This window comes from Kribbella ginsengisoli, from assembly GCF_039537185.1.
In the GTDB taxonomy this organism is placed as follows: domain Bacteria; phylum Actinomycetota; class Actinomycetes; order Propionibacteriales; family Kribbellaceae; genus Kribbella; species Kribbella koreensis.
The window spans coordinates 1,538,167-1,559,515 of record NZ_BAABAA010000001.1 but is presented as its reverse complement, the minus strand read 5'-3'; the positions used below and the strand labels follow the sequence as shown (position 1 = coordinate 1,559,515).

Genomic DNA, 21,349 nt, shown 5'->3' with positions numbered 1-21,349 from the left:
CTCAGGTGTGACGCGTGACGTGGATGGCGGCGGTCGTCAGCGTGGCCTCGAAGCGGGCGTCCGCGATGCTCACGACGACCTTGTCGGCGTCGAGCGTCAACTGGACGTCCCTCGTTGGTTCCGCTGACCCCGACAGCCTCGCCTGGCATGCGAAGACAGTGTGCTCGGAGCGAGTTCGGCCGGACAGCACGGGCATCCTCGCGTGACTGCCGAACGCGGTTCCGCCGACGATCGTGCGCGTCGTCGCGGAATCGAACCCGGCCAAGGAGAGCAGCACTGAGCTGAGCGGTCCGCGCTCGGTCACCGCCCAGCCGCTGTGCCGGACCGTGGTGTCCGACGGCGCCCCGGACACCAGGTGGACATGCACTTCGTCGGCGCCGTGCGCGAAGACGACCGAGGTGATGGTCACCTCCGAGAGATCCGTTGCGCCGGCCCGGGGCCGGTGTGCGGACGCGGCCCAGCCGGGGCCGGTGCCGAGCGGATGGATGGGTCCGCGCTCGGTCAGTACGCCGGAGACGACGAGACCGAAGTGGTTGTCAGGATCCTGATCGAAGACGGGCCCGGTACCGGTCGAGTAGGCGAGTCGGGCGTACATCGGGTCGTCGGCGATCAGCTGGTTGCCGGGCTGATTGTCGCTGCCGTGGTTGTGCATCCGGACGATTCCATCGGCTGCCGTGCTCTGGATCAGCCAGCCGGGCCGGCCCAGGGGATGGACGGCATCTTGTTCCTCGACCGGCGCGGGCCGCTCGGTCGCGGTCCATTCAGGATGGTCGGCGGGAAGCAGCAGCCCGACGAATCCTTTGCTTGCCCAGTACGGCGACGCCGGTCCGGAGTACGACTGGATCATCGGTGGCCAGGGGTGGTGCCACCCCAGCGACAACAGGCCGTCAGGGTCGGCGGCACCGTGGTCGAGGAAGTGGCGAAGTGCGCCGGAGGCCAGCCGCCGGGTCTGGCCGACGGGTAGTGGAGTGTGGCCGGTGAGGGCTCCCATCCACAGTGGCGCGGTTGCGGCGAACCGGTAGCAAAGGGACCGGCCTTGGTGGAGCGGGGCGCCATCGCTGCCGAACATTCGGGCGTATCCGGTGAGGAAGGCCGACAGGCGTTCGCCGTACAGGTCGAGCAGACCTTGATCGCCGCTGAGGTGGGCATGCAGCGCGGGGTAGAGGTGGAACGCCCAGCCGACGTAGTGGTCGAAGGCGCGCGGGCGGCCGTCGGTGTACCAACCGTCGCCGCGGTACCACTGCTCGATCCGGGCCAGCCCTCGACTGACCGCCCGCTTGCCGGCGAGGCGGGGATCGGCGCCCACCTCGGACAAGAACGCGCCCACCATCGCCGGGAACAGCCACCAGTTGTTGTCGACGTGATCGACGTGCAGGCCGCCTTCGAGCCAGTCGGCGATCCGTTGCTGGGCGGCGGGGTCGAGCCGGTCCCACAGCCAGGGCCGGGTCAGCCGCAGACCGACCGCGATCGACGCGGCCTCGACCAGCGCCTGCCCATGGTCGGTCATGATCGGCCAGGACACCGGATCGGCCGAACTCAACTCGCGGTCGGTCGTCGGTCTCGCAGTACCGGCCACCAGGCCGGACGCATAGCCGGCGAGCAGGCCGCCGGGATCGTCGCCGCCGGCGCCCGCCACCCGGAAGGCGGCGAGCAGGAAGGTCCGGGCGAATCCCTCCAGCCCGTCGGCACGCGGCCCTGCCTGGCCCGGCCGGCCCACCGGGAGGCTGATCAGGGCGTGGCCGGGGCCGGCGTACCTGGCGGTGGCGGTGAGCAGACTGTCTGCCGCAGCTTCCCAGTGCGCCCTCGTCCAGCCGGTCCGCGGACTGAGCCGGCGGTCTTCGGGTGGGAGCGACAGCTCCATCTGGCCCCCTCGATCAGCGATCACCTCTATCGAATGATCAGAAATCATACGATACAGATCATTTAATCAGAAAGTCTTGACTTCGATCACAATTCGGTCGCACGATGTGGCGCAATCCGCACCCACACCCTGGAGTCGAACTCATGTCGCCTACATCGTCCCGCCGAAGCCGCGTCCGGCTCGCCGTCGCCGCACTGTCCGCCACCATGGCGGTGTCACTGCTCGCAGCCTGCGGGGGGAGTGACGCCAGCACCGCAACAGGTGCCAAAGCGTCCAGTGGCCCGGCGACCATCACCTTCTGGGGCTGGGCGAAGGGCACGGAGGATGTCGTCAAGGCGTTCAACGCCTCGCACACCGACGTCAAGGTGAACTTCGAGAAGATCCCGTCCGGCATCGCGGGCGGCTACGCCAAGCTGACGACGGCGGCCAAGGCCGGCAACGCCCCGGACCTGTTCAACGTCGAGTACGGCGCGCTACCCGACTTCGTCACCCAGGGCCACGTCGCGGACATCACCTCGCTTGTCCCGGACGACCTGAAGAGCAAGTACCTCCCGCAGGCGACCCAGCTGACGACGCTGGCCGGCAAGACCTGGGCGCTGCCGCTGGATGTGGCGCCGCAGGCGCTCTTCTACCGCAAGGACCTGTTCGCGAAGGCCGGCATCACCCCGCCGGCCACCTGGGACGAGTTCCGGGCAGCGGGTCAGAAGCTCAAGCAGCGGATCCCGAACAGCCGGATCGCCACCTTCTTCCCCGATGACGCCGGCCCGCTCGAGGCGTTCGCCTGGCAGTCCGGCGCCCGCTGGTTCGGCACCTCGGACGACAGCTGGAACGTGCGGATCAACGGCCAGGACGGCAAGCGGGTGGTCGACTACTGGCAAGGCCTGATCTCCGACGACCTGGTTCGCGTGATGCCGTCGTTCAGCCAGCAATGGACCGCTTCGCTGGAGAAGGGCGAGACCGCGGCGTATGTCGGCGCCGCCTGGGGTGGCGGCGTACTGAAGGGCACCGTCGCCGACCAAGCAGGCAAGTGGGCGGTCGCGCCGGTGCCGAGCTGGGATGGCAAGCCCGCCAGCGGAATGCTCGGCGGCACCACCTTCGCCGTGTCGAAGGACAGCAAGAACGCCAAGGCCGCACTGACGTTCGCTGAGTGGGCGACGACGACCCCCGAGGGCATCAAGGCCCGGATCGCCTCCGGCACCTCGTCGATGTTCCCCGCGTCTCCCGCGCTGGTACCGACCGCCCGGTCGGCCTTCAAGGTCGACTTCTACGGTGGCCAGGACATCTACGGTCTGTTCACCGAGGCGGCCAAGTCCATCCGGCCCGACTGGCAGTGGGGCCCCGCGATGGGTACGACGAACACCGCTCTGGCCGACAGCTTCGGCAAGCTCGCCCAGGGCGGAACCCTGAGCGCAGCGGTCGACTCCGCACAGAAGGCGACAACGGCCGAACTGGCGAACCGAGGGATCAAGGTCGCCCAGTGACCACCACTCTCACCCGTACGACTCCCGTCCGCGCCGCTTCCCCCGAGCGGCGCCGACGGAGCCGGCGGCGGATCCGGGGCCGGTTCCGGGCCCCGGCGCTGCTACTGGCGCCCTTCCTGGTGTTGTTCACGGCCTGCACGCTGACCCCCATCGCGTACGCCGTCTACCTGAGCCTTTTCTCCGTGCGCCACTCCGGCCTCGGTTTCGGCGAGGCGGGGTCGGTCTTCACCGGCCTCGGCAACTACACCAGGGCGTTGGCGGACCCGGCCTTCCGGGCCGGGTTCGCCACCGTGGGCCAGTACTGCCTGCTCTACATCCCGGTGATGATCGGGGCATCGCTGCTGCTGGCGCTGCTCCTCGACTCGACGCTGGTGAAGGCACGCAGGTTCTTCCAGCTGGCCTTGTTCCTTCCACATGCGGTCCCCGGCATCATCGCCGCTCTGATCTGGGTCTACCTCTACGCACCCGGGATCAGCCCGGTGCTCGGCGCGCTCGGATCGGCCGGCGTGACCGTCGACATTCTCGGCCATCCGCTCCCTGCCGTGGTGAACATGGCGGCATGGCAATGGACCGGCTACAACGTCGTCATCTTCTACGCCGCGCTGCAGGCGATCCCGCGCGAGGTGCTGGAGGCCGGGCTGATGGACGGGGCCGGCCAGCTCCGGACGTCCGTCAGTATCAAGCTCCCGCTGATCCGGGGCTCGCTGACGACCGTCGCCATCTTCACCGTGATCGGCGCGCTGCAGTTGTTCACCGAGCCGATGATCCTGTACGGGACGGCGCCGGCGGTGGACAGTTCGTGGACGCCCAACATGTTCGCCTACACCGCGGCCTTCCAGCGCAACGACAGCGGTCTGGCGGCCGCGGCCTCGGTGCTGCTGGCGTTGGTGGCAGCGGCGCTGTCCTTCTTTGTGACCGGGCTCGCGCGCAGGCGCGAAGCCAAGACGACCGGAGGTCATCAGTGAGCACCCATGCCGCCGCCCGACGGCCGCGAGCGATGTCGAAGCTCGTGGTCAACGCGGTACTGATCGTGGCGGCCGCCTACATGCTGATGCCGCTCGGCTGGCTGCTCACAGCGGCGGCCAAGAACACCAGCGACCTGCTGTCCGGCCGTTCCTTGTCGCCGTCGACGTGGCATCTGGGCGAGAATCTGTCGGCCTTGGCCAGTACCGAGGACGGGGTGTACTTCCGCTGGTTCGCCAACTCGCTCCTCTACGCGGGAGTCGGCGCGGCATTGTGCGCATTCCTCTGTATCGCCGCCGGCTACGCCTTCCAGGTCTACCGGTTCCCCGGCCGGGAGAAGGTGTTCGGACTGGTCCTGATGGGGGTGATGGTGCCCACCACCGCCCTGGCGCTGCCGATGTACCTGCTGGCGTCGAAGGCCGGCCTGGTCAACACCTACTGGGCTGTTCTGCTGCCGTGCCTGGTGAACCCGTTCGGCGTCTACCTGGCCAGGGTCTTCTGCGCCGGGTACATCCCGCTCGAGGTGCTCGAGGCGGCCCGGATCGACGGCACGGCCGAACTGCGCATCTTCTGGTCCGTGGGCCTGCCGATGGTGAAGCCCGGCTTCTTCACCATCTTCCTGTTCCAGTTCACCGCGATCTGGAACAACTTCTTCCTGCCGCTGGTGATGCTCTCGAACACCAAGCTGTTCCCGCTCAGCCTGGGGCTGTATGCCTGGAACACCCAGACGCACGCCTTCCCCGAGTTCTATCCACTCGTGGTGACCGGCTCGCTGCTCGCCATCCTCCCGTTGGTCGTCGCCTTCGTCATCCTCCAGCGGCACTGGAAGGCCGGCCTGTCCGCGGGAGCGGTGAAGTGACCGCGGCGCGCAGGCCCCGCGCCATGCTCGCCATGCACGCCGAACTCGTCCACCGGTTGATCACGCCTGCCACGATGACGCGGATCACCCAGCTGGCCGACATCGACCCGGCGCTGGTCGTGGAGGACTTCAGGGACCCCTCGGCCGCGGCGACGCTCGGGGACGTCGAGGTGATCTTCAGCAGCTGGGGCTGTCCGACGATCGATTCCGCGATACTCGACGCCGCGCCCCGGTTGCGCGCGATCGTCCATGCGGCGGGATCGGTACGCCACCACGTCACCGATGCCTGCTGGGACCGGGGCATCGAAGTCACCTCGGCGGCCTGGGCCAACGCGATCCCGGTCGCGGAGTACACGCTGGCCGCCATCCTGTTCTCCAACAAGCAGGTACTCCGCCTCAGCTCGGCCTACCGCGACCGGCGCCGCGGCCTCGACTGGCTCGGGGTCGATGCGGTCGGCAACTACCGGCGTACGGTCGGTGTCGTCGGCGCCTCCCAGATCGGGCGGCGCGTGCTGGCGCTCCTGCGGCCACACGACTTCGAGGTGCTGCTGTACGACCCCTACGTCGCCGAGGCCGAGGCTGCCGAGCTGGGCGTCCGGTCGGTGACGCTCGACGAACTGTGCGCGAACAGTGATGTCGTCAGCGTGCACGCGCCCGAGTTGCCCGAGACTCACCACCTGATCGACCGGCGGAGGCTCGGGTCGATGCGCGACGGCGCGGTACTGATCAACACCGCGCGAGGTTCGCTGGTCGAGCAGGACGCGCTGGTCGAGGAGCTGTCCGCGGGCCGGCTGCAAGCAGTCATCGACGTGACCTCGCCGAACGTACTGCCTGCGGACTCGCCGCTGTACGACCTGCCGAACGTGCTGCTGACCCCGCACATCGCGGGTTCGCTGGGCAACGAGATGCACCGTCTTGCCGACGCCGCGGCCGACGAACTGGCCCGGTACGCCGCGGGGGAGCCGTTCGCCCACCCGGTGCTCCGGGCCGAGTTCCACCGCACCGCCTGATTTCTGGGTCACAATCGGCTTGATGGCTGAAGGTGGTGACGGGATGCGGGATGACGTGCCGATCAGCTCGCGGGAGCTGAAGTTCCGCGCGCTCGCCGCGGATCTGCGCCGCGGCATCACCGACGGCACCTGGCCCGTGGGAAGCAAACTCCCCACGGACGAGTCCCTCGCGGCCGAGACGGGGATGTCGATCTCGACCGTCCGCCGGGCCTACGACGAACTGGTGGCCGGCGGCCTGGTCGAACGACGACAAGGCGCCGGCACCTTCGTGACCAGCCGGGTGCCGCCCGCACCGCCGAAACAGATCGTCATCGGCGTGATCGTTCCGCACACCACGCTGTACTACCCCAGGGTGCTGCGTGGGATCGAGGCAACCCTCGGGCCGGCCCGGGCCCGTACCGTCGTGGCCTGCTCGAACTACGACCCGCTGGCGGAGCGGGCCGCGCTGGCCAGGCTGCTCGCCGATGGAGTGTCGGGCCTGCTCCTGGTGCCGTCCCTGCACGAGCTGTCCGACCCGGTCGCACGAGGTGAGGAACTGCGTCGACTGCCGGTGCCGGTGGTACTGATCGAGCGACGCGTGGCGACCGCCGGGCCGGCGGACGCGATGGAGTACGTCTGCACCAATCACGAGGGCGGCGCGTACGAGGCGGTCCGTCATCTGCAGGGTCTGGGCCATCGCCGGATCGGGCTGCTGTTGCGAACCGACGGCCCGACCGCCGCCTCGATCGTGTCGGGCTACGAATGGGCCCTGAGCGCGTTCGGCCTGCCCGCCGTACCGCGGGAGCTGGACCGGATGGCGGATTGGACGCCGAGGCGTGCGGACCGGGCGGTCCGGGCCTTCCGGGACGCCGGGGTCACCGCCGTCCTCTGCTTCGGGGAGTACGAGGCGCTCGCTCTTCTCGCCGCGGCGGAACGGGCGGGCCTGTCCGTGCCCGAGAACCTCGCAGTGGTTGCCTACGACAACGAGCTGGGCGAGAACGCGGAGATACCGCTCACCTCGGTGTCACCACCCAAGTTCCAGATCGGCCAGCTGGCCGCTCGGGTGCTCCTCCAACGCCTCCGCTTCGGCGAAGACTTCCCCGTCCACCAGATCCGCCTTCGCCCACGGCTGGTGATCCGGGCTTCCTGCGGCGCCGCGACACGCCAGTAGGGGCGGCCCCTTCGGGAGGTGGACCGCCCCTACGTCAGGGGAGCTACTTCTGAGTGATGACCAAGGTCGCGTCGTGTGCCGGTACGGTGACGGTCACCTTGTTCGTTCCGGTCACGGTGAGGGGTGTCGCGGTACCGGTGAAGTTGCCGGTGGCATCGACCGTGCCGCCGCCGACAGTGATGTCGGAGGTGCTCAACTGCGGGCCTGCCAGCTCGTAGGACCTGGCCGAGACGGCGGTGTCGGCGAGCGTGATGGTGGCCGTGATCGGGTAGTCGCTCTTGTTGTTGACGATGACGTTGTTACCGATTCCCCACGAGGTCAGCCCGGGGGAGGTGATGACGCTGGGGTCCGCATCGATGGTCGTCTTGTGCAGCCGTCCGGTACCGGCCAGCTTCCAGAGCAGTTGCGCGTAGTACACGGCCTGTACGCCGGAGGGCGTGACACCGTCGCTGTTGAAGGCGATCGGGGTGTAGTAGAGCGTGAACTGCGACGAGACCCCGCCGTGGAAATTCACCCCGGACCCACCGTTCTCGGCGACGCCTTCGAGGAAGTCCAGCGCCCACAGCGACGCGGCCTTCGAGCTGCTGACGCCGGCCTTGCCGCCGGTGTAGTACGAGTTGGCCTCGGTCATCCGCCAGCCGATGCCGGCGGCCGCCGCGGCGGCGTTCAGCTTGGTATCGGTACTGAGCGGACCGGACGGGTTGTTCGTCATCATGCTGGTCGTCGTCGTGGTGGAGGTTGGCGCGCCGATGTAGTAGTGGGCGGCCAGGAAGGACAGGGCGGGCGACTTCTCCCGCTGGGCGAACGGGGCGGCCCAGCTTTCGGAGTACAGACAACCCGGTCCGTCGAACTTCGCGTTCGGGACGCTCTTCAGGATCTCCGCGGTGAAGGACTCGTAGACGCCCTCGTAGTCGGTGAGGGTGTTGGCGCTGGAGTACTGATTGGGTTCGTTGCCGATCTCGAAGGCGACCAGGTTGCCGCCCAGCTTCTGCGCCGCATAGGCCGCCTCGCCGGCGGCGTTGACCGCCGTGTTGGGGACCACGCCGCGCTGGACGTCGCTGTCGCTGAGTGTGCGACTCGTCCCGTTGATGCCGTAGACAACCTTCCAGCCGGTCGCTTGGAGGAAACCGGCCAGCTTGTCGACGTCGGCCGGCGCGATCTCGCCGATCACTCCGCCCGTGCCGTTCGGCTTCCAGGTGGCGTGGTTGACCAGGTTCCCGCCGATCCGCAGATAGCCGTGGCCCAGCAGTCTGAACAGGTTGACCAGCGCGGTGTTCGAACTGGCGAACATACCGGCTGCCATCCGGTCCTTCTCGTAACTGAATCCGGTGAAGCTCTCATCGGCGTAGCCCGCCCGGGTGGCGTCTACCGTGATCGCCACCGGAACCGGCGTCGCGCCGGCAGCGGGTCCAGCGGCAAGCAAACCGGCACCAAGAGCCAGCGCCAGTACTACGGGTGAGTACCGCCGGAAGAAGCGGTTTCGCATAGCAGTACCTCCGGGGAAGTCGTGCAGGTGGAATCCCGAAGGGGCGGTCGTCTCGACCACGGGCCGCCCCTTCGGGGGATCGGGGGACTGTCAGGAGGCGTTGACGGAGAAGATGTGGAGTGCGGGCTTGTTCGGGAGGGTGAAGGACTTGATGGTCTTGCCCGCCGTGACGGTGATCGGGCAGTACGAGACCAGGTAGTGGGTGCTGGGCTGGTCGGGGCCGATCTGGCTGTTGCGCCCCTTGGCGTCGATGGCCGTGCTGCAGCCGAACGCTGTCGGGTTGGCCGTGACCCAGTTGGGGAAGCCGAGGGTGGCCGTACTGGTCGTACCGTCGGTGTAGTTGACGGTCAGGGTGCCGGAGGTGTCGCCGCCGCTGGAGGAGCCGAGGAACGCCAGCTTCGTGCCGACCACGTGGCTGATGGTCTGCCCCTTGGCCACGATGTTGTCCAGCTCGCCGGATCCGACCCCTGGCCACTGGAATGCGCTGCCGCCGAAGGTGAGGACGTCGCCCCGGTCGACGCCGGCCGCGGCCAGCTTGTCGGCGGAGTAGCTGTCACAGGCGCTGTCGAAGCAGCCGGCGGTGGCCGCGTCCTCGTCGCTGATCGCGGTCGCGTTGCGGGCCTTGGTCCAGCCGGTGAAGGTGGTCCCGGGGGTCAGCCGGTAGAGGATCGCACTCCCGGCCGGGACGTTCGCGGAGATGGTTCCGGTGCTCGTGCTGGTTGCCTTGGTCCACAGCTCCTTGAGGGTGAAGCTGGTGGCCGACGTACCGACCGCCGTACCGGTGGTGCTGATGGTCCGCGCGGTGGTGGTGTTCTTGTTCAGGAGTGCGACTGCGATATCGCCGTTGGCAAGCGGCTTGGTGTAGACGTCGGCATCGGCGCTGGTGGAGATTCGCTTGCCCTGCACGCCCAGGCGGTCCTGGCTGATCGCGATGACGTCGGTGTTGCCCGCGTCCGCGACGAGGTTCGCGCTGAAGGCGGCCGTGCCCTTGAGCTTGAGGTTCAGCGCTGAGTTGACCATCGCCCACATGCTGAACTGCGCCTGCTCCTGGGTCCTGGTCATGGTGCCCTTGCCGAAGCTGAGCTGATCCAGGTCGTTGGTGTGGCCGGCCTTCGCGAACTCGCGAGCACCTTCGCCCTGCTCGAGCTGGGTCAGGCTGGCGGCCCAGGTGCCGCCGGTGTCGACGCCGGCGCGCCAGGCCTGGGCGGCCGTCTGCATGCCGGTCACGACCTTCTTGTACGCCGCCGTGCCGGTGGCGTCGCTGTGCCAGTTGAAGTAAGCCGGTGCCGAGGCGTTGAGCACCATGTGCGTTCCGTACTTGGTGTTCGCGGCCTTGATCGCGGTGGCGAACTCCCGGTAGGCGGCGACCGCGATGTCCGCGTCGTGATCGGTGGTCAGCGGCCAGCCGTTCGACGTGTTGTCGTAGTTGTAGCAGTAGTCGGACTTGATGTAGTCGACGCCGAGGCTGGCGAAGTAGTCCGCGTCCTGGGTGAAGTGACCGTAGCTGCCGGCGCCGCCGTCACAGGTCAGGGTTCCGGCGTCGTTGTAGATGCCGAACTTCAGCCCCTTGCTGTGGACGTAGTCGATGGTCGCCTTGATGCCGTTCGGGTACTTACTGGGCGAGCTGATGAAGTTGCCGTTCAGGTCGCGGCCGTTCTGAGCGGCCGGCGCGACCTGGGTGCCGTCCCAGTCCTGGCCGTTCGACTTGATCATCCAGTCGTCGTCGACGGCAACGATCTTCCAGCCCTTGGCGGCCAGCCCGGTGGACACCAGCGCGTCGGCGTCCTGCCGCACCAGGGTGTCGTTGGTCTCCCGCCAGGAGCCGGGCCGGACCACCATCGGCGGGGTGGCCTGCAGCGTGTGGTCGGCGATGTTGCCGGGCACGGACACGGCTTCCGCCGCTCCGCCGGCCACAACACTGGCTCCCACCGCTGTGGCCATGAGCACCGCCATGGCTGCGGCGCCGCGTTTCGAGGGGTGCACTTGGATCTCCTTGGGGTTTGTCGGCTGCGTAGAGACGAACCAAGGGGGAGCTCTCCCCGCGTTTCGACGCTCAGTTGAGACGGCACCGGTGCCGAGGTGCCGAGCAGTCTCACCAGGCCCCCAGGTCACCGTCAAGGAAGTCCTCTTCGATTCATTCGCTCGCCGCGAACGCGAGGACCTCGCCGGCGAGCAGCATCCGCCAGGGGCCGGCCGCTGCTCCAGGTCCTGGCATCGGGTTCGCCGAAAGCGTCCGTGGCCGCTGTCAGACTTCGCGGCATGAACGACTACACGCGGGCGGGTGGCTCCCAGTTGCGGGCGGCCTGGGCGGCGCTTGAGCGGGTCCGCGACGAGGTTCGCACTGAAGGCGGCCGGGCGGCGGTTCCTGGGCGGCCGAACGCGGAGTACGAGACCGATGGGAACGACATGTCGGTCTTCGCGACGGTCACGCCGTCGTACGACGAAGTGCTCGCGGTCCGGGCGGAGCGGGTGGGGATGGTGCGGGAGTTCCTCGGGGGCGTCACCGTTGAGGAGTTGGCGACGGTGAGGTCGCATCCGTGGGCTCCTGAGTATCCCGAGACCACGTTGTCGTGTCTGCACACGATCCTCGAGGAGGAGTGGGAACACCACCGGTACGCGGTGCGCGATCTTGACACCATCGAGGGCAGGTAGCGCGGTACTGTCCGCAGATGGAACTGCGTCGGGTGCAGTACTTCGTGGCCGTCGCCGAGGAGTCTCATTTCGGGCGGGCGGCGGCGCGGCTCAACATGGCCCAGCCACCGTTGTCCCAGCAGATCAAGCTGCTCGAGGCCGAGGTCGGGGTGCAGCTTCTGCATCGGACCACTCGGAAGGTCGAGTTGACCGAGGCCGGGCGGCGGTTCTTGGAGCGGGCCCGGGAGATCTTGGCGGCTGTGGACAGCGCGGTGGTCGAGGCCAACGAGGTCGCCAGTGGGACCTTGGGGCGGATTGCCATCGGCTTCACGGGGTCGGCCACGTATGACTTGTTGCCGTCGTTCGTACGGGCGGTGCGCGCTGACCTGCCCGGGATCGAGCTCGACATCCACGGCGAGATGCTCACGCCCCGGCAAGTTGCTGCACTCCTGGACGGAACTCTCGACCTGGCCTTCCTCCGCCCACCGGTCCGCAGCCCACAGATCGAGGTTCGGGTGTTGCGACGGGAGCCTCTGATCGCAGTACTACCCACCCAGCATCCACTCGCCGCCAGCGACAAGGTCCGCCTGTCGGACCTCGCCGACGACCCGTTCATCACCTACCCGTCACACAACCGGTCAGTCGTCTACGACGCCGTCCTGGACACCTGCCAACACGCAGGCTTCGTCCCCGCGACGATGCACGAGGTCGCCGAAACCTCCACCCTGGTTTCCTTCGTCGCGGCCGGCCTCGGCGTCGCGCTGGTACCGGCATCGGTCCAGCATCTCCAGATCACCGGCGCCGCCTACCTGCCCCTCGCCGGCACGACCAGCGAGGTCGAACTGGCCCTGGCAACAAGAGCCGACGAGCCGTCACCCCTGGTCGCAAGAGTCCGAGCCCGAGCCGAAGGCCTAATCGGCGGCGGCCGCCGCCTACCTCCTAACCGCTGACCGCGTGTGCTGGGATTGAGAGGTTGGGCGTCTTAGTACCGACTTTTTAGGTATTTCACTTGTGTTGCCGGGGAGTTGAGACTCGGTGGCATGACGCCGTTCATGCTCAGTGTTCAGGCACTTCTCGATGGGGAGGCCGCGCCGGTCGCCGGGGTCGAGGACAGTGTGCCGATGCCGATTCCGGTGGCGACGGACGTGCAGGTGATCGTCCGGTCGCTGGCCGAGCAGCTGGTCAGTGAGGCCAACGCGATCCTGCGGCCGCGTGGTGACGTGATCGAGCTGGTCGATCAGGTCGGGCCGGGGGAGTTGACCTTCACGATGACCTATCACGAGCGGGCCGCGCAGGTTCGGACGGTGATGTCCGGGCATTCCGCGCTGGTCAGCCTCATCCTCTCGGGCCAGCAGAACCAGCAAGGCCAGCAGCCGCGGCGGCTCAGTAGTGAGGACGAGCTGCAGGGGCTCGTTCTCACGCTGATCGAGCCGCAGCGCGTCGACGCCGACCGTCAGGAGTGATCGTGCAGTACGAGTTGCGCTACAACGTCATCGAACCCAAGCGGAACACCTACCAGAACGTCATCGACCGCCTGGGCGACCAACCGGCCACCCGCTACCAGGAGGCGACACTCGACGTCGAGCCGCGGGAGAACTTCCACTACCGGCCGACCTGGATCCAGGACCGCGAGCTGTACGACCCGCGCTACACAGCCCTCCAGCTCACCGACCCCTACTCCTACGCCGATCCGCGCAACTTCTACTACACCCCGTACGTGACCAACCGGGCCGCGCTGCACGACGAGTTCGGCAAGACCCTCAGCTACTTGGAGGGACGCGACCTGCTCGGCCGGATGCCGGAAGCCTGGCGCGACGTCCTAGGCACAGTCGTCATCCCCCTGAGGCACTACGAGTCCGGCGCTCAACTGGTGACGGTCGCCGGCGCACGCTTCGCCTACGGTACGTCGCTCGAGCAGTGCTGCACCTTCGCCGCATTCGACCGCATCGGCAACGCCCAGATGCTGTCCCGCGTGGGTATCGCCCTAGGCGCCGGCGCCGGCGGAGTACTGACCACAGCCAAGCAGGACTGGCTCACCGGCGAACACCTGCAGCCACTCAGGAAGCTGGTCGAAGAGATCATGATCGTCGACGACTGGGCCGAGGGTCTGCTCGCGATCGACCACGTCGACCAGCTCATCTATCCCTTGCTCTACACAGGTCTCGACGAGCAGGCCCTGCTCACCGGCGCCGGCGCCTACTCGCTGTTCGCCCAGCACCTCAGCACCTGGTACGCCGACCAGCGCAAGTGGCTCGACGCCCTCATCACCGCCTGGAACACCGACTCCGACCACGGCCCGGCCAACACCGAACACCTGGCCCGCATCGCGACCACCTGGCAACCAAGAGCGCAGGAAGCCGTCGCAGCACTCGCCACGAAGCTGGACGGAGTACAGGCATGACCACCAAGCTGGACGGAGTACAGGCATGACGACCACCCTGCGCCAGGTCGGTATCGACCTCCAGGACGCCGAGGAGAACCGCCCGCTGGTCGACGCGATCAAGGCGGACAACCCGGAGCTCACCATCCGGCACCTGCCCGGCCTGCTCAAGCTCCAGTCGGCCGGACGGATCGTGATCAACCGCGAGACCGTCGAGGCCCAGCTCGGTCACGAGTGGGACACCGGCGAGTTCCAGCTGGCGATCGTCTCGTACGCAGGCAACTTCACCGAGTGGGACGACGACCAGATCATCGTGAGTTGGGAGCACTGACCATGACCGAAGCCATCACCCGCCCGAAGAAGCTCCCACTGAAGGAGCGCTATGCGCTGCTCACCCGCGACCTCGACTGGGAGCCGAGCTACGTCAGCAAGGAGCAGCTGTTCCCGCACACGTCGTACGAAGGCATCAAGGTCCACGACTGGGACGGTTGGCAGGACCCCTTCCGGCTGACCGTCGACGCTTACTACAAGTACCAGGCGGAGAAGGACAAGCGCCTGTACGCCGTACTCGACAGCTTCGCCCAGAGCCAAGGCCATCTCGGGTTGTCGGACGCGTCGTACCTGAACGCGATCAAGCTCTTCATCCAAGGCGTCACCCCGCTGGAGTACGCCGCCCACCGGCACTTCGCCTACCTCGCGCGCTACCTCGAAGGACCGGCCCCGCGGTTCGCCGCGTTGTGCCAGAGCGTCGACGAGCTGCGGCACTGCCAGACGCAGATCCACACGATCAGCAACTACAACAAGTACTACGGCGGCTTCCACAGCTGGTCGAAGATGCACGACCGGGTCTGGTACCTGTCGGTGCCGAAGTCGCTGTTCGACGACGCGATGACGGCCGGTCCGTTCGAGTTCCTGATCTCGATCTCGTTCAGCTTCGAGTACCTGCTGACCAACCTGCTGTTCGTGCCGTTCATGAGCGGCGCGAGCTTCAACGGTGACATGCCGACGATGTCGTTCGGGTTCTCGGCGCAGTCCGACGAGAGCCGGCACATGACGCTCGGGCTGGAGGCGATCAAGTTCCTGCTGGAGCAGGACGAGGGCAATGTGCCGATCATCCAGGACTGGATCGACAAGTGGTTCTGGCGGGCGTACCGGATGTCCGCGCTGGTCGCCGCGATGATGGACTACATGCTCCCGAAGCCGGTGATGAGCTGGAAGGAAGCGTTCGAGCTGTACTTCGAGGACCAGATGCTCGGCGGGCTGTTCCCGGATCTGGAGTTCTACGGCATCCGCCCGCCGCGGCATGTCGAGCAGGCGATCGCGGAGAAGGACCACCTGTCCCACCAGGTCTACAAGATCCTGCACAACTTCAGCTTCGCCGCGTCGTTCACCACGCAGACGCCGACCGAAGAGCACTCGAAGTGGCTGGCCGAGCAGTACCCGGAGACGTATCCGCAGCAGTACAAGCCGGTATGGGACAAGCACGCTCGTATCGAGGCGGCCGGCGGCCGGGTCTTCTTCCAGGGACTGCCGCAGTTGTGCCAGGTGTGCCAGATCCCGATGGCGTTCACCGAGACGGCCGACCCGGCCGCGATCTCGTTCCGGCGCAGCGAGTTCCGTGACGAGACGTTCCATACCTGCTCCGACGGATGTCAGTGGATCTTCGAGCGAGAACCGGAGAAGTACGTCCAGGCGTGGCTGCCGGTGCACCAGATCTACCAGGGCAACTGCGGCGGTCCGAGCGTTCCCGAGGTGCTCGAGTGGTACGGCATCCAGGACGGTGACGCCGGTGAGTACCGCGGATCGCCCGACGCGCGGTCTTGGGCCGAGTGGCACTCGAACGCGACGAAGGAGGCGTGAGCGATGCCGGTGAAAGCGTTGTACGACTACGACTTCCCGTCGGCTGATCGGCAGGAACTGTTCGGGGACGACCAGCTCGTCTACGTCCACTGGGACGGCAATCCGCTGTTCTGTTCGGCCGCCTGCTTCCGGGTGCCGCGGGCTCTGTCTTTCGGCGAATTCGTCGCGGGGACGGTCGCGCCGTGGGCCGGGTCCGACCCGGACTTCGACGCGACGGCGACTCTCGACTGGCGGCTGTTCGACGAGCCGCTGAGCGCCGTACCGGATGCGTCCTTGACCGATCTCGGGATCGGGCACAAGGCGCTGCTGCACTTCACCGTCTGAGGTCGTGGGTATGAGCGACGAGACGTACACCGTGACGATCGAGCCGATCGGTGCCGAGATCAAGTGCCGGGCCGACCAGACCGTTCTCGATGCCTGTCTGCGCGAGGGGGTGTGGTTGCCGCATGCCTGTACGCACGGGACTTGCGGCACGTGCAAGGCGCAGGTGCTGGAGGGCGACCTGGATCTCGGCGACGCTTCGCCGTACGCGTTGCTGGAGAGCGAGCGCGACGAGGGAGCCGCTCTGCTCTGCGTGGCCAAGCCGCGCAGCGATGTGACCATCGAGGGCGAGGTGGATGTCGACGACGGGGTCGAGATCCATCCGGTACGTGACTACGCCGGGCGCGTTGTCGAGCTGGCCGAGGTGAGTGCCGGCGTACGACGGCTGCGGGTCGCGTTGACGTCGCCGATTCCGTTCAACCCGGGGCAGTACGTGCTGCTGCGGACGCCTGACGGTGAGACCCGGCCGTACTCGCTGGCTGGTCTGCCCGGCGACACGATCGAGTTGCACGTCAAGCGATCGGCGGACGGGCTGGCGACGGATGGGTGGATCTTCAAGGACCTGGCCGTCGGCGACGACGTGTCGGTCTCCGGACCGTACGGGCAGTTCTTCCTGCGGCCGGCCCGGGACGAACCGGTGCTGCTGCTGGCCGGCGGGACCGGGCTCGCGCCGATGAAGGCGATCCTCCAGTCTTTGGCCTCGACTGGTTGCTCTCGGCAAGTAGTCCTGTACCACGGTGTGCCGACTGTTGATGATCTCTACGAGCACGAGTGGCTGGAGCGGTTCGCGGCATCGCATCAGTGGTTCTCGTATCGGCCGGCGTTGTCGCGGGACTCCTTTGACGGGCGCACTGGGCGGGTGCCGGTCCTCGTTGCAGAGGACTATCCGCGGGCGGCCGGGCATGTGGCGTATCTGTGCGGCAGTCCCGAGTTCGTCGCCGACTCGATGAAGGCGTTGATGAAGGCCCGGTTGTTCCCGCGCGACATCTACCGGGAGGACTTCTTCGACTCCGCCGACCGGGCCTCGGGGCGGAACGTCGTCCGCAGTCCGCTGATCGGGCGATGACGATGGGAGAGCAGCCTTGAAGATCACGAAGGTCGAAGCGATCCCGTTCGCGATCCCGTATCGCAAGCCGCTGCGGTTCGCGTCGGGGGAGGTGACCGAGGCGGCGCATGTGCTGGTTCGGGTTCATACCGATGACGGGCTGGTGGGGGTCGCGGAGGCGCCGCCAAGGCCGTTTACCTATGGCGAGACGCAGGCGTCGATCGTCGCCGCCGTCTGCGGTCTGTTCGCCGACCTGGTCATTGGGCTGTCGCCGTTGGAGCGGGAGCAGGTGCGGGTCCGGCTGGGGCGTACGGTCGGCAACCCGACCGCCAAGGCGGCGATCGACATGGCGTTGTGGGACCTCGCCGGGCAGTCGCTCGGGGTGTCGGTCACCGAGCTGCTCGGCGGGTACGGCGATCGGATGCGGGTCGCTCACATGGTCGGGTTCGCGGAGCCGGCCGAGATGGTCGCCGAGGCCGGGCGGGTGCGGGAGCAGTACGGAATCTCTACTTTCAAGGTGAAAGTGGGGCGACGGCCCATCCATCTTGATGTGTCGGCCTGCCGGGCGCTGCGCGAGGCGATGCCCGATGCTGAGCTGTACATCGACGGGAATCGTGGCTGGACCGCTGCCGAGGCCGCCCGGGCGCTGCGGGCGATGACCGATCTCGACCTGCTGTTCGCCGAGGAGCTGTGCCCGGCTGATGACGTCCTCGGGCGGCGTTGGCTGGTCGGGCAGAGCGGCATACCGATGTACGCCGATGAGAGCGTGCCGACGCCTGGCGATGTGACGCGCGAACTGCTTGGCGGGTCGGCGACCGGGGTCAGCATCAAGACCGCGCGTACCGGCTTCACCGGGTCGCATCGCGTGCTCGCGCAGTGCGAGGGACTCGGCGTGGAAGTTGTCATGGGCAACCAGATCGACGGGCAGCTCGGGTCGCTCTGCAGCCTCGCTTTCGGCGCCGCCTTCGAGGCGACGTCCCGGCAGGCCGGCGAACTGTCCAACTTCCTGGACATGGCCGACGACCTGCTGACCGAGCCGTTGGAGATCCGCGACGGCCTGCTCCGGGTCCGGGAAGCGCCCGGGCTCGGCATCGACATCGACGCGAGCAAGCTCGCGCACTACCGGACCGACCGTGTCTGACCGTCCTTTTGCCGGTTGGGCGCCCGCCAGAGAGGAAACACCATGACCACGACCGAGGAGTCGGCCACCGCTGCCGCCACCGGCGCATCCGCGACCGAACGGTTCCGCGCCGACAAGACCGCTGTCGCCGACACACCGCCAGAACGGGTCAGCATGCTGGCTCGGGAGGTACTGGCTGCGATCCACGCGACGATTCGCGCCAACCAGGTCAGCTATGCGGAGTACGACGCTCTGAAGGCCTGGCTGATCCAGGTCGGTGCCGATGGCGAGTGGCCGCTGTTCCTGGACGTCTTCCTCGAGAACGTCGTGGAGGAGGTTGCTTCGGCCGATCGCGAAGGAAGCAAGGGCACGATCGAGGGGCCGTTCTACGCTCCCGGCGCGCCGGAACTACCCGCCGAGGCGACTCTTCCGATGCGCCCTGACGAGCCGGGCACTCCGCTGGTCTTCCACGGCCAGGTCCGGTCGGCCGACGGTACGCCGCTGGCCGGCGCGCGGGTCGACATCTGGCATTGCGACGCTCTTGGGTACTACGCCCAGTTCGCCCCCGGCCTGCCCGAATGGAACCTGCGCGGCGTCATCACGGCCGACGACCAGGGTCGCTTCCGGATCCATACGATCCAGCCGGCGCCGTACCAGATCCCCACCGACGGAGCCACCGGCGCCCTGATCCGAGCCGCCGACTGGCACGCCTGGCGCCCCGCTCACCTACACCTCAAGGTCTCGGCTGACGGCCACCAACTCGTCACCACGCAGCTGTACTTCCCGGGTGACCCGCACAACGAGGACGACATCGCCTCGGCGGTCAAGCCCGAACTGATGCTCGACCCCAAACCGTCCGGCGACGGCGTGGACGTCGAATACGACTTCGTCCTGGCCCCGTCCTGAACCCGAACCGTCCCGTCGCCCCGGCTGCGTTGTCCGGGGCGACGGGACCTCTTGGTAAGGAGACACCATGCTGTTCGCGGTGACCATGCGAGTGAGCCTGCCCACCGACCTCGACCCGGCGGTGCGGGACGACATCCTCGCGCGGGAGAAGGCATACAGCCAGGAGCTACAACGAGCCGGCAAATGGCCGCACATCTGGCGGATCGCCGGGCAGTACGCCAACCTCAGCATCTTCGACGTCGACACCAACGAAGAACTCCACCAACTCCTCTGGAATCTCCCGCTCTTCCCCTACCTGAGCGTGGACATCCAGCCTCTCGCCGAACACCCGTCCGACATCAGACCTTCGTGAGGATCGCGGCGACTCGATCGGGAGCTTCGATCGGAGCCAAGTGAGCCACGTCGTCGAGGATCGTCAACTGCGCACCCGGCGCTCCGTTGACGATCCGCTGTGCATCCGCGATCGGAGTGGCGACGTCGTCCCGCCCGGCGATCAGCGCGAACGGCCGGTCGATCTTCCCGAGCCTGTCCCTGATATCGAACTCAGCCAACGCCTCACAAGCCAACGCATAGCTCTCGTCATCAACCGCCCGCAACGACTCGATCAACCCGTCGACCGCCGTCGGCTCCCGATCCGCGAACCAAGGCGAGAACCATCGCTCCCGCGACCCTTTCACCACCGCCTCGGTCCCTTCAGCCCGTACCAACGCCGCGCGCTCATGCCACATCCGCGGCGCCGAGAACCGCGCGCTCGTACAGGCCAAGGTCGCGCCACTCACCCGATCCGCGTGATCGACCAGCAGCACCAACCCAACGGCCCCGCCCAGCGAATCCCCGGCGTACCGAAACTGTTGCGGCCCGCAGATCTCATCGACGCCGGCAACAACCCGCCCCGCCAACTCCTCGATGCTGAACGCCGCCGTCGCCGGCGCTCCGCTCCCATGCCCGGGCACCTCCCACCCCAGCACATCGAACCGCTCCCCAAGCCGCTCGACGCACGTCCGCCACAGCGCCTCAACCCCCGTCCCCAAACTGGCCCCCACCACAAGCAGCTCCCGCCCACCCCGAAGCTCCCCAACCCACCCAAGCCCCGCAACCACCCGCCGCTCCGAACCCAAAAAACCCATACCCCCGAGGCTACGACCCCCGCTATGTCCCCAACAAAGACCAATCCAGTCCCACTCGATAGCCCCCAAGTCTCAATCCGCCGCCACCCAACTCACCCACCTCCACCCCAACCCAACTCACCCACGCTGGCCGTCCGCTTGCTCCTGCGTCGCTGCTCCGCGCCCGGCTCCGACCCGCCCTTCTTTGCGGGCTGCGCCATCGGACGACTACCGGATTGGCTGGTCGCCTGGGGTCGGTGGACTGTGTGGTGGGTGCCCGGGCAGCCGGCGCTCGGGGGCTGACGTGCTACGTGGGCTGATGTGCTGCATGGGCTGGGCGCGGGACTCGTCTTGCCCACGAGTTAGCTGCTGGTGTGGGTCGGCCGACTCGGTCGCTCCGGGGGCGCGCTGGTGTGCTGTCGGGTGAATGGGCTGCTGTCGTTGGGCGTTGGGTGCTTGTCGAAGGACGGATGTGCCTAAGGACAGGCAGTAGTCGACGCCAGTTAGTGCACTGTGAGCGCGGATGGCGATTTCGTGTATGGCGTCTCGAGGTGCACTACCTGTTGTTCGGTACGCCACTAGAGCCCCGCTGCGGGCAGCACCCCGCCGTCGGGTGTCCGTTGGAAGTGGTTGGCGGATGGCGTCGAGGTGGAAATGTCGAGGTTCGTCGTGGGGGTTCGACAGACGGTATGAGAGGTCGCGGGGTTCTGATCAAGCAGTGCTAACACGAGGAGTAGCAGGATGTCCGTATCGCCGGTAGCAGGTCTGGATGAGCTTGAGGTCATTACCTTGCTGGTGGATGACGTTGCTGGTTGCAAGGAGTTCTATGTGGGGGTGTTCGGGCTCGAGGTCATCTTCGAGGATGAGGATTCGGCGTTGCTGAAGCTGCGCAACCTGATGCTGAATCTGGTGACCGTCGCCGAGGTTCCGCTGCTGATCGGGCCCGCGACGGCCGGTAGTGGTGGGCGGTCGTTGTTCACGATCCGAGTAGATGACGTGGATACAACGGCCGCTGAGCTGAAGGCGCACGGAGTGGAGCTGGTGAACGGTCCGATCGACCGTCCCTGGGGCCGCCGGACCGCCGCGTTCGCCGACCCGGCGGGCAATCACTGGGAGATCGCGCAGATCATCTCCTGAGCGCCTGCCTGGGCCGGCCGCCGAGATGCGGCT

At 67.4% G+C, this 21,349-nt stretch carries 21 protein-coding genes; 17 read left to right on the top strand and 4 right to left on the bottom strand.

All coding sequences use genetic code 11. The features are described 5' to 3' along the window. Position 1 precedes the first annotated feature (1 nt). Positions 2-1,861 (bottom strand): DUF2264 domain-containing protein, encoded by a 1,860-nt coding sequence (locus ABD768_RS07035; RefSeq protein WP_344838562.1) that lies wholly within the window; start codon positions 1,859-1,861, stop codon positions 2-4. 143 nt (positions 1,862-2,004) lie between these two features. On the opposite strand from ABD768_RS07035, the gene ABD768_RS07030 reads away from it, so the two are divergent. Genes ABD768_RS07030 through ABD768_RS07010 form a run of 5 tightly spaced genes read left to right on the top strand, consistent with a single transcriptional unit; the run spans position 2,005 to position 7,324 of the window. Then, a complete protein-coding gene (locus tag ABD768_RS07030; protein ID WP_344838559.1) occupies positions 2,005-3,342 on the top strand; it encodes an ABC transporter substrate-binding protein in 1,338 nt (445 codons plus the stop codon). Next, entirely contained in the window at positions 3,339-4,307 is a 969-nt protein-coding gene (locus tag ABD768_RS07025; RefSeq protein WP_344838557.1) for a carbohydrate ABC transporter permease, read from the top strand. Before ABD768_RS07030 ends, ABD768_RS07025 begins: the two co-directional genes overlap by 4 nt. Next, positions 4,304-5,164, top strand: coding sequence for a carbohydrate ABC transporter permease (locus ABD768_RS07020; protein ID WP_344838555.1), 861 nt, complete (start codon positions 4,304-4,306; stop codon positions 5,162-5,164). The genes ABD768_RS07025 and ABD768_RS07020 overlap by 4 nt, the downstream gene beginning before the upstream one ends. Next, positions 5,161-6,174 carry a hydroxyacid dehydrogenase gene (locus ABD768_RS07015; RefSeq protein ID WP_344838552.1) on the top strand — a complete coding sequence of 338 codons (1,014 nt, stop codon included), beginning with the start codon at positions 5,161-5,163 and terminating at the stop codon, positions 6,172-6,174. Before ABD768_RS07020 ends, ABD768_RS07015 begins: the two co-directional genes overlap by 4 nt. A gap of 22 nt (positions 6,175-6,196) precedes the next feature. Then, entirely contained in the window at positions 6,197-7,324 is a 1,128-nt protein-coding gene (locus ABD768_RS07010) for a substrate-binding domain-containing protein (protein ID WP_344838550.1), read from the top strand. Positions 7,325-7,367: 43 nt separating this feature from the next. Here the strand turns inward: ABD768_RS07010 and ABD768_RS07005 are convergent, their stop codons facing one another. Further along, on the bottom strand, positions 7,368-8,870 hold the full coding sequence (locus tag ABD768_RS07005; protein ID WP_344838547.1) for a hypothetical protein: 1,503 nt from the start codon (positions 8,868-8,870) through the stop codon (positions 7,368-7,370). 30 nt (positions 8,871-8,900) lie between these two features. Then, the gene (locus ABD768_RS07000) at positions 8,901-10,793 is read right to left on the bottom strand and encodes a glycoside hydrolase family 27 protein (RefSeq protein ID WP_344838545.1); all 1,893 of its coding nucleotides are present in this window, start codon (positions 10,791-10,793) and stop codon (positions 8,901-8,903) included. Positions 10,794-11,069: 276 nt separating this feature from the next. On the opposite strand from ABD768_RS07000, the gene ABD768_RS06995 reads away from it, so the two are divergent. The 11 genes from ABD768_RS06995 (at position 11,070) to catC (ending at position 19,425) form a co-directional block, all read left to right on the top strand. Next, the gene (locus ABD768_RS06995; RefSeq protein ID WP_344838543.1) at positions 11,070-11,462 is read left to right on the top strand and encodes a DinB family protein; all 393 of its coding nucleotides are present in this window, start codon (positions 11,070-11,072) and stop codon (positions 11,460-11,462) included. A gap of 17 nt (positions 11,463-11,479) precedes the next feature. Next, on the top strand, positions 11,480-12,391 hold the full coding sequence (locus ABD768_RS06990) for a LysR family transcriptional regulator (protein WP_343968766.1): 912 nt from the start codon (positions 11,480-11,482) through the stop codon (positions 12,389-12,391). A gap of 90 nt (positions 12,392-12,481) precedes the next feature. After that, entirely contained in the window at positions 12,482-12,904 is a 423-nt protein-coding gene (locus ABD768_RS06985; protein ID WP_344838540.1) for a hypothetical protein, read from the top strand. A gap of 2 nt (positions 12,905-12,906) precedes the next feature. Further along, positions 12,907-13,842: a ferritin family protein gene (locus tag ABD768_RS06980; protein WP_344838539.1), complete on the top strand. Its 936-nt coding sequence runs from the start codon at positions 12,907-12,909 to the stop codon at positions 13,840-13,842. Between the two features lie 25 nt (positions 13,843-13,867). Beyond that, positions 13,868-14,152 (top strand): MmoB/DmpM family protein, encoded by a 285-nt coding sequence (locus ABD768_RS06975; protein ID WP_343968760.1) that lies wholly within the window; start codon positions 13,868-13,870, stop codon positions 14,150-14,152. A gap of 2 nt (positions 14,153-14,154) precedes the next feature. Continuing rightward, positions 14,155-15,681, top strand: coding sequence for a ferritin family protein (locus ABD768_RS06970; RefSeq protein WP_344838536.1), 1,527 nt, complete (start codon positions 14,155-14,157; stop codon positions 15,679-15,681). A gap of 3 nt (positions 15,682-15,684) precedes the next feature. Further along, positions 15,685-16,005, top strand: coding sequence for a phenol hydroxylase subunit P4 (locus tag ABD768_RS06965; protein WP_344838533.1), 321 nt, complete (start codon positions 15,685-15,687; stop codon positions 16,003-16,005). Positions 16,006-16,015: 10 nt separating this feature from the next. Continuing rightward, on the top strand, positions 16,016-17,068 hold the full coding sequence (locus tag ABD768_RS06960) for a 2Fe-2S iron-sulfur cluster-binding protein (protein ID WP_344838530.1): 1,053 nt from the start codon (positions 16,016-16,018) through the stop codon (positions 17,066-17,068). A 16-nt stretch (positions 17,069-17,084) separates the two neighbouring features. Further along, entirely contained in the window at positions 17,085-18,188 is a 1,104-nt protein-coding gene (locus ABD768_RS06955) for a mandelate racemase/muconate lactonizing enzyme family protein (protein WP_344838527.1), read from the top strand. 42 nt (positions 18,189-18,230) lie between these two features. Next, the gene (catA, locus tag ABD768_RS06950) at positions 18,231-19,073 is read left to right on the top strand and encodes a catechol 1,2-dioxygenase (RefSeq protein WP_344838524.1); all 843 of its coding nucleotides are present in this window, start codon (positions 18,231-18,233) and stop codon (positions 19,071-19,073) included. A gap of 67 nt (positions 19,074-19,140) precedes the next feature. Further along, on the top strand, positions 19,141-19,425 hold the full coding sequence (gene catC / locus ABD768_RS06945) for a muconolactone Delta-isomerase (RefSeq protein WP_343968748.1): 285 nt from the start codon (positions 19,141-19,143) through the stop codon (positions 19,423-19,425). Here the strand turns inward: catC and ABD768_RS06940 are convergent. Further along, positions 19,412-20,200: an alpha/beta fold hydrolase gene (locus tag ABD768_RS06940; protein WP_344838520.1), complete on the bottom strand. Its 789-nt coding sequence runs from the start codon at positions 20,198-20,200 to the stop codon at positions 19,412-19,414. The genes catC and ABD768_RS06940 overlap by 14 nt on opposite strands. 720 nt (positions 20,201-20,920) lie before the next feature. On the opposite strand from ABD768_RS06940, the gene ABD768_RS06935 reads away from it, so the two are divergent. Beyond that, a complete protein-coding gene (locus ABD768_RS06935) occupies positions 20,921-21,316 on the top strand; it encodes a VOC family protein (protein WP_343968744.1) in 396 nt (131 codons plus the stop codon). The last annotated feature ends 33 nt before the right edge of the window (positions 21,317-21,349 follow it).